Origin of the sequence: Micromonospora sp. NPDC051300, from assembly GCF_044455315.1 — a bacterium.
Lineage (GTDB): Bacteria > Actinomycetota > Actinomycetes > Mycobacteriales > Micromonosporaceae > Micromonospora > Micromonospora robiginosa.
Genome location: NZ_JBITEP010000004.1, coordinates 151,511 through 166,658, shown reverse-complemented (window position 1 = coordinate 166,658; position 15,148 = coordinate 151,511). Strand labels below are relative to the sequence as shown.

The following is a 15,148-nucleotide window of genomic DNA, read 5'->3' as shown; positions in this document are numbered from 1 at the left end:
ACCCCCTAAGGGTATAAGGTCACCGGCCGGACGGCGCGACCGGCGGCTTGCCCTGCCAGGGCCAGCGGCCGTCCAGCTCCACCTCCAGCGAGAAGCTGAGGAACGTCCGGACCAGCACGATCAGCGCCAGCACACCGACGCTGGTGAACGTGGGCGACACCGCGACGGTGCGGATGATGTCGCCGCCGACCAGGAACTCCAGGCCGAGCAGGATGGCCCGTCCCACCCCCTGCCGGAACGCCCGGTAGTGCGGCACCACCTGCCGGGAGCGGGCGCACCGCACCGCGAACACCACCGAGGCGACCGCGACGCCCACCGCGATCACCAGCACCCCGGCCAGGTCCAGCAACGCCCCGACATGCTGGATGATCTGTTTGGTCGGCACCCGACACCCCCGTACGCCCTCGGTCCCAGCCTGGCGTACGGGGGGTGCGGCGGGTGCGCGTTTGCCGTCGGCTCAGTCCTGCGCACGCCAGCGGTAGAAGACGGTCGCCACCTGGTCCTGCGGGCCGTGGCACTCCTCCGGCCGGTACGGCTCCACGAACGGGCCCAGGTCCTGCATCACCTTGCCGAAGGCCGGCTTCTCGGCGTGCTGGTTCCGGGTCGCCTCGGCCGCCGACGCCTCCTGCTCCAGCAGGTGCACGTAGACGTCGTCGATCGAGTAGAGCCAACGCCCGGTGACGCCCAGGTCCCTCGGGAGCGACCCGGCGTCGGACTCGCCGAACACCCGGGCCACGTCCGGCTCGGCGCCCGGCTTGATCCGCCCCACGATCACGGTGAGCGTGGTGTCCGCGGGCGGCTCGCCGTCCGGGGCCCAGTGGTAGAACTCCTTGGCCACCGAGTCCGACGGGTTCTTCCAGTAGCGCGGGTACGGCGTCACGTACGGGCCGATCTCCTCGGCGATCTTCTGGAAGGCGGGCAGCCCGCGGGTCTGCCCGGAGATCCTCGGGTCCTGCTCGCGCTCGATCACGTGCAGGTAGAGGTCGTGGTGCGACAGCAGGTACCGGCCGACGACCCCGAGGTCCTGGGGCCGGGTGACCTGGTCGTAGTGGGCGAAGACGTTGCCGACGATCTCGTCGCTGCCGGGGACCATGTGGCAGACGATCACGTTCCGGAAGACCATGACGTGCTCCTTGGCTGGTGGGCGGGCTAGACGGTGAAGGCGACAGGCAGTTCCAGCAGGCCGCGGAAGGGCGAGGCGGCGGGCAGCCGGCGCACCTCGGCGAGCGGCACGGCGAGCCGGAGCCCGGGCAGCCGGCGCAGCAGGGCGGAGAGCGCGAGCAACGCCTCCATCCGGGCCAGCGAGACGCCCAGGCAGTAGTGCACGCCGTGACCGAAGCCGAGGTGCGGGCCACGGACCCGGCGCAGGTCGAGCCGGTCCGGGTCGGTGAAGTGCGCGGGGTCGTGGTTGGCCGCGTTGATCGCCACCCCGACGATCGCACCGCGCGGGATGCGTACCCCCTGGTAGTCGACGTCCTCGGTGGCGACGCGCGGGCTGGCCACCGGCAGCGGGCCGTCGAAGCGCAGCAGCTCCTCGATCGCGGTGGGCAGCAGGCGCGGCGTGGTGCGCAGCAGCTCCATCTGCTCCGGGTGGGTGAGCAGGGCCAGCACCGCGTTGCCGAGGAAGTCGGCGGTGGTCTGGTGCCCTGCGAACAGCAGCAGGAACGTGGTGGTGACCAGTTCCGCCTCGGACAGCGTCCGGTCCCGGTCCACCGCGTCCACCAGCGCGCCGATGATGTCGTCGGCCGGGTCGGCGCGCTTGGCCCGGACCAGGTCGGCCAGGTAGTGGTGCAGCCGGAGCTGGGCCTCCTGCACCGCGGCCCGCTCCTCGGCCGGCGGCCGGCTGGTCGAGCCGGAGGTGCGGATGACCTGGGTCCAGTCGAGCACCCGGTCGTGGTCCGCCGGCGGCACGCCGAGCAGCTCGCAGATGACGGTCATCGGCAGCGGGATGGCGAAGTCGCGCATCAGGTCCGCCTCGCCCAGCGGCGTCATCTTGTAGATGAGCTGGTCGACGATCGCGGCCACCCGGGGGCGCAGCGCCTCGATCCGCCGCGGCGCGAACGCCTGCGACACGACCCGGCGCAGGCGGGTGTGCTCGGGCGGGTCCGAGTTGAGCATGTTGCGGTTCAGGCCCTCCGAGTTCGGGCCGAAGATCCGCAGGTAGTGCTGGTCGGGGCCGTAGAGGTCCTTGGACAGCCGTGGGTCGGTCAGCGCGGTGCGCGCGTCGTCGAAGCGGGTGATCAGCCACGAGTCGAACCGCGGCGAGCCGACCGGGCAGACCGGCCGGTGCGCGCGCAGCCGGGCGAAGGTGGGATAGGGATCGGCCGCGAACGCGTTCGTGTACAGCTCGGTCGCCGGCACCACGTCCTCGGTCATCGGGCCTCCCCCGGTTCGCCTGTCACGCTGTGCAACACCTGGTAGGTGTGCCGTTCGGCGGACTCGCGCAGCTCCCGGATCACCCGCAGCAGCCGGTCGCGGTGCGCGCTGCGGCCGAAGGCGTCCAGCCGCTCCCGGTCCGCCCAGTCGCTGATGACCAGGTAGACGCGCGGGTCGTCGGCGTCGCGGATCAGGTCCTGGTGCAGGCAGCCGTCCAGGGTGCGGATCTCCTCGGCGGCGGCGCGCCACTCCGCCTCGAAGCGCTCCTCGCAGCCCTGCCGGGTGCGCATCGCCAGCACCGTGCGGACCCGGGTCACCGCTCGCCGCCGAAGACCAGGTGCAGGTGCTTGCGCAGCGCGTCGGCGTCGACCGGGGCGCCGCGGAACCCGACGTGCCCGTCCGGGCGGATCAGGTAGAGGCCGGTGCCGGCCAGGCCGTACCCGGCGCGGAACCGCCGGTCCGCGTCGCGCAGCACCGGCGGGTCGGCCAGGCGCGGCTCGTCGACGTCCGGGTCGAGCAGCAGGTACGCGTCCAGCTCGCCGCCGGCCTGCCGCCGCGCGTCGGCGCAGAGGTCGGCGAACCCGGCCAGCTCCCCCGGGTCGGCCGTGGCGTCGGCGTAGAGCAGCAGCGTGTGCCGGGTGCCCCGGGTCAGGTCCCGCAGTCGCAGCGGGTGCCCGACGCCGCGCCGGCGCAGCCCCTCGACGTCCGGCGCGCGGTCGCCGGGGCGGGGCGCGTCGCCGAGCGCGGCCGGGTCGGAGACGGTCTCCCCGACCAGCGGGCTGCCGGCGTAGCTGAGCAGCAGCGACATCTCCTGGAGGAACTGCCGTTCCAGGTCGGCCCGGTCCAGCTCCTCGGTGCCGGCCATCCGGACCGCGCGGCCGACGATCTCCTCGCCCTCCGGGCGACGCTCCGCCTCGTAGCTGTCCAGCAGGCCGGGGGCGGCCTGCCCGCGTACCGCCAGGGCCAGCTTCCAGGCCAGGTTCCAGGCGTCCTGGATGCCGGTGTTCATGCCCTGGCCGCCGGCCGGCGGGTGCAGGTGGGCGGCGTCGCCGGCGACGAAGACCCGGCCGTGACGGTAGCGGTCGACGATGCCGTGGCTGATCCGGAACACCGACGACCAGCGCAGGTTCGTCGCCCGGGTGCCGGGCGGGGCGAGCCGGTCGAGGGCGGCCTGCACGTCGTCGAGGGTCGGCTCGCCGAGTTCCTCGCTGAACCCGGGCGGGGCGTCCTGCCCGCCGGTCCGGGCGAAGAACCGGGGCGGGGCCAGGGTGGCGATGCGGTAGCGGTGCGCGCCGCGCAGCGGTACGCAGACCAGCATGCCGTCCATCCGCCCGTCGGTGGTGTGCAGGAACCGCAGCAGGTGCCCGTCCGGCATGTCCCAGTCCACGTCCACGTCGACGAGCATGAAGAGCTGCGGGAAGCGGCCCAGCCCCCCGGTGAAGGTCAGGCCGAGGCGGTCGCGCACCCGGCTGTGCGCGCCGTCGCAGCCGACCAGGTACGCCGCGCGTACGGTCTCGGCGCCGCCGTCGGCGGTGCGCACGGTGGCGGTGACGCCGTCCGCGTCCTGGGTGAAGTCGACAAGCTCGGCGCCGAGGCGCGGGCGCACCCCGAGCGTGGCCAGCCGGGCGGTGAGGATGCGTTCGGTCTCGTACTGGGGCAGACCGAGGTGGGCGTAGGGCAGGCCGGGCAGCTCCCAACTCATCCGGTGGGTCTGCGCGCCGTTGACGAAGACCATGTTGCCGGTGAGCCAGATACCGGCGTCCATCGCCTCCCGGACGACGCCCTGCTCCTCCCAGATCTCCATGGTGCGGCAGTGCACGCCGATCGCCTTGTCGGCCTGCCCGGCCGGGGTCGCCCGCTTGTCGACCACCAGGCAGTCGACGCCGCGCCGGGCCAGCTCGACGGCGGCGGTCAGGCCGGTGGGCCCCGCCCCGACGACGAGTACGTCAGTTGTCCTCTGCACGTCGGCCTCCTTGCCGGTGGTGTGGAGCCGGCCGCCGTCGGAGTCGGGCGCGACGTGGAACAGGCGGCGGCGGATGTCGAGAAGGAACGGCGCGATCGGCCCGGCCTGCGCCGAGGCGTGCGCCGGGTCGGCGATCCAGCCGAGGAACGGCGCGGCGCCGTCCCATTCGGCGAAGATGTGGTGCGTGTCGGAGCCGGGCTCGCGCAGCAGCCGCTCGCGCCGGTAGCCGGGGATCGCCGCCATCCGCCGGACCACCTCGGGGTAGCCCCGGTGGAACTCGGCGAGCCGGTCCCGCGGCACGGTCAGCTCGACGTCCACGTAGACCGGGCCGTCGCCGTCGCCGTCCTCCCGCATCGGCGGGTAGTCGGGCGGGTCGGCCGGCTCGGTCAGCGGCCGGAGCAGGTCGGCCAGGCGGGCGGCCACCGGCCCGTCCCGGTAGGCACGCAGCGCCTCGTCGTCGGCCCACTCGGTGACCACCACGAAGCCGTACGGGTCGAGCGCGTCGCGCAGCAGCTCGTGCCGGAGGCCGCCGGGGAGCGCGCGGAGCTGCCCGACGATCATCTCCCAGGCCGGTCCCACCGCCGGTTCGCATCCGGGACGTGCCCGCAGCCGGAGCATCGTCCTGATCATGCCGCCCCCTCGCGCCGTGCCGTCGGTCGTGCCGCGACCCTGCCGGAGTCCGCGTCACCCGGTCGTCACCGCCAGCGCGGGCGGTGTCGACGAGCGGTGACGTGCCGGCGACGCCACAGTGCTCGACCTCGACCCGCTGCTGCTCACCCTCACCGAGGCGGCGGGGCTAGGGCCCGGCGCGTGGCCGCGCCGCGGGCGACCAGGTCACGTCGTACCGGTCGGTGGCGACCGCCTCGGCGAACGCCGCCGCCGCGTCCGGCGAATCGGCGATCCGCCAGTCCTGCTCCTTGTCCACCTCGAACCAGATCAACCCGATCAGGTTCGGGTAGCGCGGCAGCGAGTCGAACGTCTCCCGGATCCACCGGGCCTTGTGCCCGCTGCTCTCCGCGGCCGCGGTCTCGGTGACCACGAGCGGCCTGCGCGTCACGGTGCGGATCTCCGCGATCGTCGGCCCGAAGATCTGGTCGAAGGACGAGTAGGTCTTGGTGAAGGCGCCCATGCCGTAGTAGCCGGTGACGCCGACCCAGTCGACGTAGTCGTCGCCGGGGTAGAGCCCGGTCAGTCCGGCGGTCGTCTTGTCCCACCTGGCGTTCGGGCTCCACACCCAGGTGACGTTCGTGGCGCCGGCCGCGGCGAAGACGTCGTGCACGTGCCGCCAGGCGCGCACGTAGTCACCGGGGTGGTTGCCGTTGGCCCGCTCGCACCACGGGTACCAGTCGCCGTTCATCTCGTGCGCGAACCGGATGGCGACCGGGTAGCCGAGCGACCGGACGCCCTCGGCCCAGGAGCGGAGATAGTCGTCGAAGTCGCCGGCGGTGATCCGGGCCAGCCGGTACTCCGGCTGGGTGGACCGGAGCCGGTCGACCTGGCGGGCCGGCAGGCCGGTGTCCCGGGCCGCCTCGTCGACGGCGTGGTCCCAGGGCTCCCAGCCCAGCATCGGCATCATGCCCCTCTCGGCGATCCGGTCGAACAGGGCACGGTCGAAGGTGGCCGTCGCCCAGGAGGCGCCGAACAGCATCACCTGCGGCGCCCGGCCGGCCGCGGTGGTGAACCGGTCCACGGCGGTGAGGTCGTAGGGGCCCGTGTCGGTCATCACCCCGACGAACGCCCGGCCGGCCGGCGGGAACGCGACGGCGAGGGCGGTCGCCGGGGCGTCCGCGGTCGCGAGCGCCCCCGACGCCACCGGGGCCGGCCGCGCCGGCCCGCCCGCGCGCCAGGCGCCGGGCGCCACCACGAAGGCGTACGCCAGCAGCAGCGCGCCGGCCAGCGCCAGGCCGACCCGGGGCACGGTCAGCCTCAGCACGGCATTCCCTCGCGGACCGGCGTCGGCCGATCGGGCGCGGGCGCCGGCTCGCCCCGGCGGGCGCGGGCGTTCTCCACCCAGGCGATCAGCGGCGGCGCGAGCCCGGTGAGCAGCGTCAGCGCCGGCCAGACCCGCAGCAGCGGGTAGTCGTGGTCCAGCACGAAGCTCGCCGCGAGCAGCGCGGCCGCCGCCCCCGCCCAGCACAGGTGCAGCCGGAAGGTGCGCGGCGACTCGGCGGTGCGCAGCGTGCCCTTGGCGGTGACCACGAAGCCGAGCCGGCGGCGCAGCACCGCGCCGGTCGCCGCGGCCAGGTAGACCGGGCCGGCGAAGAGCGCGAGCGCCATGCCGACCATGCCGACCTCCTCCCGCTCGTGCGGGGCGATGTTGAACCGGCGCAGCCAGAGCCACAGCAGGAACCAGGTGCCGATCGTGGCGCCCCACAGCGTCGCCCACATCTGCGGGTCGAGCCGGCCGGCGGCGACGCCGGTGAGCAGGTAGAGCGCGGTGGCGGCGTTGCCCAGCAGCAGGCTGACCGCGACGCTCGGGTAGTAGAACTGGAGCAGGCGGTACTGCCAGCGGCGCCGCGACGGCAGGTCCCGAGGCGCGCGCAGCTCCCGCCGGAGCAGGATCTCGCAGATGCCGGCCGCCCAGCGTCGCTGCTGGTTGAAGTAGTCGGCCCAGGAGGTCGGCCCCTCGCCCAGCGCCACCACGTCCGGGGTGTAGACGCCCTTCCACCGCCGGCCGGTGACCGGGTTGACGGCGGCGTGGATCCGGATGCTGGTGAGGTGGTCCTCGATGATCGAGTCCTGGTAGCCGCCGATGGTCCGCCAGGCCGCCGGCCGGTAGAGGTGGCCGGTGCCGGTGAGCAGCGGCGCGTCCAGGCCGTTGCCGCCGCGCGCGATCAGCCCGTTGTAGAGGTACTGCTGCACGGAGGCGCCGTGGGCGACGAAATTCTGGTGCATGTTGCCGTAGACCTGCGGGGTCACCACGAACGCCACGTCCGGGTCGCGGAAGTAGCCGAGCGTGCGTTCCAAAAAGTTCGGCAGCGGCACGTGGTCCGGGTCGACGTTGGCCACCACGTCGTAGCGGTGCTCGTGCTCGGCGCGCCAGGCGTTGTGGTTGCCGGACTTGGTGCGGGCCCGGAACTCGCCGCGGGGCTGGTTGTACTCCGGCCGTCCCCGGCGGCTGAAGTGGCGCACGCCCAGCCGCGCCGCCATCGCCCGGACCGCCGGGTCGTCGCCCTCGTCGAGGATCCACACGTCGACCTGCCCGCAGTAGACGATCTCCCGCAGCCGGCGCAGGGTGCGCTCCGCGACGTCGAGCGGCTCCTTGCTCGGCACGATCGTGGTGAGCAGGGCCACCCGCAGGCCGACCGGCGGGTCGACCGGCACCGGGTCCTTGGCGTGGAAGGCGAACACCCAGACCACGGCGTTCTGGGCCAGCCGGATCAGCTCGACGCCGACGACCACGCAGAACGCCAGCCGGGCGGCCACCGTCTGCCAGCCGCCGAGCCCCACCACGCCCGGACCGGGCACGTGCTGCGGCAGCAGCAGCCAGCCCACGAAGACCAGGCCGGCCGCGCTGTTGAGCAGCACCAGCAGGGTCAGCACCAGCCGCGCGGCCGTCGAGGCGGCGGGGCGCAGTTCGACCGCCGCGTCCGGGCGGCGGGGCGGGCGGAGCGGTCCGGCGGTGGCGCCGCAGCGGGCGTACGCGAGGCGGGCCCGGATGTTGCGCTGCCGGCGGTCGGGTCCCGGGGCGGCCCGCCCTCCGGGTGGTGGGGCCGGCGGCGGGCGGTCGCCCGGGGTTCCCGGCCGGGCGGCGCGGGACAGGCGTGTATCGGCGGCGACTGCCACGTTTCCCCCATGGTCTGCGTCGGGCTACCCGACCCGACCGATCCTAAGCCGACAATCAACCTAAAATGGCATGAACAAGGCGGATTGCCGATGACCCGGCCGACTGGACGGGCGCGCCGACCAGGGCGATCGCCGCCAGCCCCGCGACCGCCCAGCCGGCGCGCAGCCGGGACAGCGCGACCGCGCCGAGCACCGCCCAGGCGGGCACCGTGAAGAACAGGGCGGCCGGCGACCAGACCGGGACCACCCACGCGGCCAGCAGCATGGCCAGCGCCGGCGCCAACGCCCACGCCGTGCAGATCGCGGCCGCGTACCGCAGCGGCAGGCTGAACAGGGCCAGGCCGGCCAGCACCAGGCCGAGCGCGGCGACGCCGAACAGCTCCCGGGGCGCCGCCGCCAGCGCGGCCGGATCGGGCCGGACGCCGCGCGGGAGGAACCCGCCGGGCCCACCGGCCACCAGCAGCGCGGCCACGAGCAGCAGGCCGGGCAGCGCGGCGGCCGACCAGCGGCCGGCCGACCGGCGCCGGAAGGCGAGCACCACCCAACCGTGGCCGGCGAGCAGCAGCAGCGCCCCGGGCTGGACCGCGCCGAGCAGGACGAGCGCGCCGGCGTACGCGGCGAGCCGGGGCACTGTCGGCCGGTCGAGCACCGGCAGCAGGAGCCGGGTGGCGAGCACGGCGGCGAGCAGCGCCACCGCGTACGGCTGGGCCTCCTGGGCGTACCGGACGGTGGTCGGCAGCACCGCGAGGAGCGCGCCGGCCAGCACGCCGGCGCCCGGCGCGAACAGTCGGGCGGCGAGCGCCCCGACGAGCGCCACCGCCGCGGTCACCGCGAGCAGTGAGGGCAGGCGCAGGGCGGCGTCGGAGGCGCCGAACAGCGCCACCGACGCCCGCACCAGCAGGTGGTACGGCGCGGCGGCGAGATCGCCGCCGGTCAGCGCGTCGCGCCAGGGCGAGGTGGCCGCGCGCCAGGTCGCCAGCTCCCCGGTGCGCAGTCGCGGCGCACCGAGCCCGGCGCCACCGAGGGCGCCGGCCAGCAGCGCCGGCAGCAGCCAGGCGGCGGTGCGCCACCGGTGCGGGCCGGCCCCGGCGCGCGCGGCGGCCCGGCTCCGGCCCGGTGGGTGGTCCTCGCCCCAGGGGTCCTCGACGCCGGCCTCGGCCGGCCCCAGCCGGGGCAGGACCATGGTGTCCGCGTCCATCATCGTCGACTCACGCATCCCTGTCGGCCGGCACGGGCTGGAACATCCCGGAGCCTACGGAGAGTGAGTCCGACATACGCCTCATATGCGCTTAAACCGATCCGGCCCGTGCGGGTCGAGGCAGGTCGACGGGTCCGGCGGTCCGCCGGCCGCCCCCGTGGGCGGCCGGCGGACCGACCTCAGCTCAGCGCGGTGGTCGTCCAGCGGGCGGACGCGTTGGTCACCGCGACGGTGTCGCCGGCAAGCGTGGTCGACGCCTCGGTGTCCCGCCGCGCGCTCGTGCCGACCCACAGCTCGACGTCGCCGGGCTCCACGACCCGGGTGAGCGTGCGGTCGGAGAACGCCAGCCGGGTGGTGGGCACGGTGAACGCGACGGTCACCGACTCCCCCGGCGCGAGGCGCACCCGCCGGTAGCCGAGCAACTGCGCCACCGGCCGGGTCACCGGGGCCACCACGTCGTGCCCGTAGAGCTGGACCACGTCGTCGCCGCCGACCGCGCCGGTGTTGGTGACCCGCACCGTCACCGACAGCGCGCCGTCGGTCGGCACGGTCGCCGGCACGGTCAGGTCGGCGTACGCGAACGTGGTGTAGGACAGCCCGTGGCCGAACGGCGCCGCGGGCGTCGCCGGCAGGTTGGTGCCGTTGCTGCCCGCCCCGAGCGTCGGGTGCAGATACGAGTACGGTTGCGCGCCGGCCGAGCCGGGCAGGGTGACCGGCAGCCGGCCCGACGGGTTGACCCGCCCGGAGAGCACGCCCGCGATCGCGCCCGCGCCCTCCTCACCGGGGAAGAACGACTGCACCACCGCCGCGCACCGAGTCAACGCCCAGTCGATCGCGTAGGGGCGCCCGGTGAGCAGCACCAGCACGACCGGGACGCCGGTCGCCAGCACCGCCTCGACCAGTTCCCGCTGGACGCCCGGCAACTCCAGGTCGTCCCGGTCGCACCCCTCACCGACCGTGCCCCGCCCGAAGAGGCCGGCGTGGTCGCCGACGACCAGGACGGCGACGTCGGCGGCGGACGCGGTGGCGACGGCCTCGTCGAAGCCGGACCGGTCGTCGCTGTCCACGTCGCAGCCGACGGCCGAGGTGACGAGATCCCCGCCGAACTCGGCACGCATCGCGTCCAGGACGGTCGGCACCTCGAACCCGGTCTCCACGCCCGGGTGCTGGACCAGCACGTGGTTGAGGAAGGAGTAGCACCCGAACAGCGCGCCCGGCCGGTCCGCGTTCGGGCCGACCACCGCCACCCGCCGGCTCGCCCGCAGCGGCAGGACACCCTTGTTGGCGACCAGCACGACCGACTCCTCGGCGAGGCGACGGGCGATCGCCCGGTGCTCCGGCGGGTCCAGGTCGACCGCCCCGGGCGGCTCCTCGGCGAACGTGGCGTCGAGCAGCCCCAGTTCCTGCTTCTGGCGCAGCACCCGCAGCACCGCCCGGTCGACGAGCGTCTCGTCGACCGCGCCGGCCCGCACCGACTCGGCCAGGGTCAGGAAGGCGTCGCCGGTCGGCAGCTCGATGTCGAGGCCCGCGGCGAGCGCCTGCGCGGCCGCGCCCGCGTTGTCGGCCGCGACGTGGTGCAGCAGGTGCAGGAACGCGACCCCGTAGTAGTCGGCCACCACCGTGCCGTCGAAGCCCCACCGGTCCCGCAGCACGCCGGTCAGCATCGCCGGGTCGGCGGCCACCGGCACGCCGTCGATCTCGGCGTACGAGTGCATGACGCTGCGCGCGTGGCCGTCGAGGATGGCCATCTCGAACGGCACGAACAACACGTCGGCGAGTTCCCGGGGGCCGGCGTGCACCGGGCCGAAGTTGCGCCCGGCCCGCGACGCGGAATAGCCCGCGAAGTGCTTCAACGTCGCGTGCACCCCCTGCGACTGAAGGCCGCGCACGTACGACGTGCCGATGGTGCCGACCAGGTAGGGGTCCTCGGCGACGCACTCGTCGACCCGACCCCAGCGCGGGTCCCGGATCACGTCGAGCACCGGCGAGAGCCCCTGGTGGATGCCGAGCGCCCGCATCGAGGACCCGATCGCCGCGGCCATCTCGGTCACCAGGTCGGGGTCGAACGCGGCGCCCCAGGCCAGCGGCGTGGGGAAGGTGGCCGCCTTCCACGCGGACAGGCCGGTGAGGCACTCCTCGTGCACGATCGCCGGGATGCCCAGCCGGGTGCCGGTGACCAGGTCCCGCTGGAACGCCCACAGCCAGGCCGCGCGCTCCGTGGCGTCGACCGGTCGGGTGCCGTACGCGCGGGTGAGGTGACCCAGGCCCTGCCGGGCGAAGTCGGCCAGGCGGACGGCGTCGGTGAACTCGCCCTGCAGCGGCGCGACCGCCTCGCCGTCCTCCTTCTCCCAGAACCCGACGAGCTGTGCGATCTTCTCCTCGAGCGTCATCCGGCCGAGCAGCTCCCGGACCCGCGCCTCGCCGGTCTGCCCGTCGGGCCGGTCGTGGCCCGGAGCTGCCTGGGCCGGCGCCGGCCCGCCCACCACCGCGTGGACCTCTGTCATGGTGTGCCTTTCCCTTGGTTGTGCTCGCGCCGCTGCCGCTCAGCCCTTGACGGCGCCTTGCAGGCCGCCGACGATCTGCTTCTCGGCGAGCGTGAAGAAGAGCAACGCCGGCAGCATCGCCAGCGAGGTGAAGGCGAGAACGCCCGCGGTGTCGGTGGTGTACTGGCTGGAGAAGTTCTGCACGCCCAGCGGCAGGGTGTGCAGGTTGACGTCGCCGAGGACCAGCAGCGGCAGCAGGAACGCGTTCCAGCTCGCCACGAACGCGAGGATCCCGACGGTGACGAGCGCGGGTCGCGACAGCGGCAGCACGATGCGCCACAGGAAGCCGAGCCGGTCCGCGCCGTCGATCGCGGCGGCGTCCTCCAACTCCCGGGGGATGGCGGACAGGAACGGCCGCAGGATCACGATCGTGATCGGCAGCGAGAAGGCGACCTGCGGCAGGATCACCGCGTAGTAGGAGTTGATCAGGTTCAGGTCCCGCAGCATCAGGTAGAGCGGCAGGATGGCCGCGCCGGCCGGGAAGAGCAGGCCGAGCGTGAAGAAGGTGTTGAGCGCCTCCCGGCCGCGGAAGGTGTAGCGGGCGATCACGAACGCGGCGCAGAGACCGAGCACCACCACGCCGAGCGTGGTGCCGAGCGCGACCACCGCGCTGTTGAACGCCTGCCGCCAGAAGTCGCTCTGGGTCAGCACCCGGGCGTAGTTGTCCCAGACCCACGGGTCCGGCAGCCCGGCCGGGTCCGCGACGATCTGCGGGGTGGTGCGGAAGCCGCCGATGATCACGTACACGATCGGCGCGATCGACACGGCCGCGACGGCGAGCGCGAGCGCGTAGGTCAGCGGCGTGCCCCAGGAGAGCGGGCGGCGGCTCGCGGGCCGGGTGAGGACGGGGTTCGCGGTCACGGTCAGTTCGCCCTTCTCGTGATGGCGCCCTCGATGTCCCGGCGGAGCAGGAAACGCTGGAACAGCAGCGCCGCGACGAAGGAGATGACGAACAGGATCACGGCAACCGCGTTGCCGTAGCCCCAGAGCCGGGCGAAGAACCCGTTGTCCACCATGTACGTCGCCATGGTGGCCGACGCGCCCAGCGACCGCACCGCGGGCACCGAGGTCACCCAGACCACGTCGAAGACCTGCAGCGAGCCGATCATGGAGAGGAACATCCAGATCCGGATCGTCGGGCCGAGCAGCGGCAGGGTGATGTGGCGCTGGATCTGCCACCAGCTCGCGCCGTCGATGGCGGCGGCCTCGGTCAGCTCCTCCGGCACGTTGGACAGGCCGGCGAGCAGCAGGATGATGGCGAAGCCGACGTACTTCCAGGTGAGGACGAACAGCAGCGTCCAGATGACCACGTCGAGGTCGGCGAGCCACGCCTGCACCAGGCCGCCCAGCCCGACGGCGCGCAGGAGCACGTCGACGGTGCCGTCGCCGGTCAGGATCAGCTTCCACATGATGCCGACGGTGACCTCGGCGAGCACGTACGGCACGAAGGCCAGCAGCCGGAACGTGGACCGACCGCGGAAGCGGCGGTTGAGCAGCAGCGCGACGCCCAGCGCGATCGGTCCCTGGATCAGCAGTGAACCGAACACGACGATGGCGTTGTTGCGCAGCGCGTCGAGGAAGATCGGGTCCTGGAAGGCCAGGGTGTAGTTCTTGAAGCCGACGTACTCGGTGGGCGGGCCCACCCCGCGCCACCGGAACAGGCTGTAGTAGAACGCGAAGCCCATCGGCACCAGCACGAACGTCACGTAGACGACGAGCGCCGGCGTGGTGAGCCCGACGATCTCGTACCACTTGCGACGGGTCTGCGCCCGACGGGCGGACGGGCGGGCGGCGGGCCGGAGGCCCGCCGGCGGCGCGGAGACGCCGCCGGCGGGGAACCGGGTCTGGTCGGTGGAGGTCACTTGCTCGCGGCCGCCTTCATGGCCGCGACGACCTTCTCCGGCGAGCCGTTGCCGGCGAAGATGGCGACGATGGCGTCGTTCATCGCGTTGCCGACCGTGCTGCCGTAGGCGGTGTCCAGCCAGAGCTGCACGTAGGTGGCCTCGGAGGTGGCGGTCAGGATCGACTTCAGCGCCGGGTCGGTCACGCCGTCCGCGGCGCCCTTGGCGACGGGGAGGCCGGTGCCGGTGGCCGCGTAGCCCTTCTGCACCTCGGGGCTCACCAGGTATTTGAGGAACTCGACGCACTCCGCCGGGGCCTTCTTGGCGCAGGCGAACCCGTCGCCGCCGCCGAGGGCCGCCTTCGGGTCACCCGCCGAGCCGGAGATCGCCGGCACCGGGAACCAGCCGAGGAACTTGGCCAGCTTCGCCTTGTCGGTGGCGACCGTGTCCAGCGTGCCCCGGTTCCAGTCGCCCATCAGCTCCATCGCGGCCCTGCCGTTGGCCAGCAGGCCGTTCGCGCTGGTCGGGTCGTTCTGGCCCGGGGTGGCGATGAAGTTGTTCTGGAACGGCTTGGTGTCGATGAACGTCTTGAGGTCCTGGCCGGCCTTCACGAAGCACGGGTCGTCGAAGGTGCGGTCGGTGGCCGCCTTCTTCAGCGTGTCGACCGAGCAGGCCCGCAGCGCGAAGTTGTACCACCAGTGGGCGGCCGGCCACTTGTCCCCCGCGCCGAGGGCGATCGGAACGACGTTTATCGCCTTGAGCTTGGTGACCGCCGCGTTGAGTTCGTCGAACGTGGTCGGCGGCGCGGAGATGCCCGCCTTGGCGAACATGTCCTTGTTGTACCAGACGCCCTCGATGCCCATCCGGTACGGCAGGCCGTACTGCTTGCCCTCGACCTGCCAGATCTCCGCGGCGCTGCCGATGTCGGCGACCTCGCCCTTGACCTGGTCGGTGATGTCCTTGAGGTAGTCGGCCTCGACCTGCTCGCGCATCTCGCCGCCGCCCCACGCCTGGAAGACGTCCGGCGGGTCGTTGCTCAGCAGCGCGGCGGGGAGCCGGGTGCGCTGGAGCTGGTTGGTCTCGATCGCCTCGATCTCGATCTTGACGGTCGGGTGGGCGGTGGAGAAGTCCTTGGCGACCTTCTCCCAGTACGTCTTGCCGGGACCGTCCTGGGAGGCGTTGTGCCACCAGGTCAACGTCACCGGGTTCTTGTACAGCTCGCTTCCCGTGTCTGCTGCTTCGTCGTCGCCACCGCCGCTACATCCGGCGGCGACGAGGGCGCTTGTCATCAACAGTGCCAGGGCGGCACCGGCGCGGCGCTTCATCGCCATTAGATGTCTCCTCGACCGCTCAGTCGGGTTACCTGTCGGGGAGTGTTACAGCCACGTAACTCGATGTCAATCGGTATCGATAACGTTTTCGAAACCGTCGCGACGCGGTC

12 protein-coding genes are annotated in these 15,148 nt (G+C 73.5%); all 12 read right to left on the bottom strand.

What is annotated here, in order from left to right:
* Positions 1 to 19: 19 nt before the first annotated feature.
* Entirely contained in the window at positions 20 to 385 is a 366-nt protein-coding gene (locus tag ACIA5A_RS07175; RefSeq protein ID WP_396757377.1) for a DUF1622 domain-containing protein, read from the bottom strand.
* A gap of 72 nt (positions 386 to 457) precedes the next feature.
* Positions 458 to 1,123, bottom strand: coding sequence for a TcmI family type II polyketide cyclase (locus ACIA5A_RS07170; protein WP_396757375.1), 666 nt, complete (start codon positions 1,121 to 1,123; stop codon positions 458 to 460).
* Between the two features lie 26 nt (positions 1,124 to 1,149).
* The gene (locus tag ACIA5A_RS07165) at positions 1,150 to 2,376 is read right to left on the bottom strand and encodes a cytochrome P450 (RefSeq protein WP_396757372.1); all 1,227 of its coding nucleotides are present in this window, start codon (positions 2,374 to 2,376) and stop codon (positions 1,150 to 1,152) included.
* Positions 2,373 to 2,666, bottom strand: a complete 294-nt coding sequence (locus ACIA5A_RS07160) for a putative quinol monooxygenase (RefSeq protein WP_246411568.1) — start codon at positions 2,664 to 2,666, stop codon at positions 2,373 to 2,375. The genes ACIA5A_RS07165 and ACIA5A_RS07160 overlap by 4 nt, the downstream gene beginning before the upstream one ends.
* Before the next feature lie 23 nt (positions 2,667 to 2,689).
* A complete protein-coding gene (locus tag ACIA5A_RS07155) occupies positions 2,690 to 4,969 on the bottom strand; it encodes an FAD-dependent oxidoreductase (protein ID WP_396757368.1) in 2,280 nt (759 codons plus the stop codon).
* A gap of 166 nt (positions 4,970 to 5,135) precedes the next feature.
* A complete protein-coding gene (locus ACIA5A_RS07150) occupies positions 5,136 to 6,272 on the bottom strand; it encodes a glycoside hydrolase family 26 protein (RefSeq protein ID WP_396757365.1) in 1,137 nt (378 codons plus the stop codon).
* Positions 6,266 to 8,125: a glycosyltransferase family 2 protein gene (locus tag ACIA5A_RS07145; RefSeq protein WP_396757363.1), complete on the bottom strand. Its 1,860-nt coding sequence runs from the start codon at positions 8,123 to 8,125 to the stop codon at positions 6,266 to 6,268. Before ACIA5A_RS07145 ends, ACIA5A_RS07150 begins: the two co-directional genes overlap by 7 nt.
* A gap of 55 nt (positions 8,126 to 8,180) precedes the next feature.
* Complete coding sequence (locus ACIA5A_RS07140; RefSeq protein WP_396757360.1) at positions 8,181 to 9,341, bottom strand: glycosyltransferase family 39 protein; 1,161 nt, start codon at positions 9,339 to 9,341, stop codon at positions 8,181 to 8,183.
* 161 nt (positions 9,342 to 9,502) lie between these two features.
* Positions 9,503 to 11,827: a glycoside hydrolase family 3 N-terminal domain-containing protein gene (locus ACIA5A_RS07135; protein WP_396757358.1), complete on the bottom strand. Its 2,325-nt coding sequence runs from the start codon at positions 11,825 to 11,827 to the stop codon at positions 9,503 to 9,505.
* A 39-nt stretch (positions 11,828 to 11,866) separates the two neighbouring features.
* The gene (locus ACIA5A_RS07130) at positions 11,867 to 12,727 is read right to left on the bottom strand and encodes a carbohydrate ABC transporter permease (RefSeq protein ID WP_396757355.1); all 861 of its coding nucleotides are present in this window, start codon (positions 12,725 to 12,727) and stop codon (positions 11,867 to 11,869) included.
* Between the two features lie 2 nt (positions 12,728 to 12,729).
* Positions 12,730 to 13,728 (bottom strand): carbohydrate ABC transporter permease, encoded by a 999-nt coding sequence (locus ACIA5A_RS07125; protein WP_396757352.1) that lies wholly within the window; start codon positions 13,726 to 13,728, stop codon positions 12,730 to 12,732.
* Positions 13,725 to 15,038 carry an ABC transporter substrate-binding protein gene (locus tag ACIA5A_RS07120; protein WP_396757349.1) on the bottom strand — a complete coding sequence of 438 codons (1,314 nt, stop codon included), beginning with the start codon at positions 15,036 to 15,038 and terminating at the stop codon, positions 13,725 to 13,727. The genes ACIA5A_RS07125 and ACIA5A_RS07120 overlap by 4 nt, the downstream gene beginning before the upstream one ends.
* Positions 15,039 to 15,148: the final 110 nt, after the last annotated feature.

What these genes read in the sequence shown, in the direction of transcription:
- ACIA5A_RS07165 (WP_396757372.1), bottom strand. Translation starts at nt 2,376, where the DNA reads ATGACCGAGGACGTGGTGCCGGCGACCGAGCTGTACACGAACGCGTTC.
- ACIA5A_RS07170 (WP_396757375.1), bottom strand. Translation starts at nt 1,123, where the DNA reads ATGGTCTTCCGGAACGTGATCGTCTGCCACATGGTCCCCGGCAGCGAC.
- ACIA5A_RS07155 (WP_396757368.1), bottom strand. Translation starts at nt 4,969, where the DNA reads ATGATCAGGACGATGCTCCGGCTGCGGGCACGTCCCGGATGCGAACCG.
- ACIA5A_RS07160 (WP_246411568.1), bottom strand. Translation starts at nt 2,666, where the DNA reads ATGCGCACCCGGCAGGGCTGCGAGGAGCGCTTCGAGGCGGAGTGGCGC.
- ACIA5A_RS07135 (WP_396757358.1), bottom strand. Translation starts at nt 11,827, where the DNA reads ATGACAGAGGTCCACGCGGTGGTGGGCGGGCCGGCGCCGGCCCAGGCA.
- ACIA5A_RS07120 (WP_396757349.1), bottom strand. Translation starts at nt 15,038, where the DNA reads ATGGCGATGAAGCGCCGCGCCGGTGCCGCCCTGGCACTGTTGATGACA.
- ACIA5A_RS07140 (WP_396757360.1), bottom strand. Translation starts at nt 9,341, where the DNA reads ATGCGTGAGTCGACGATGATGGACGCGGACACCATGGTCCTGCCCCGG.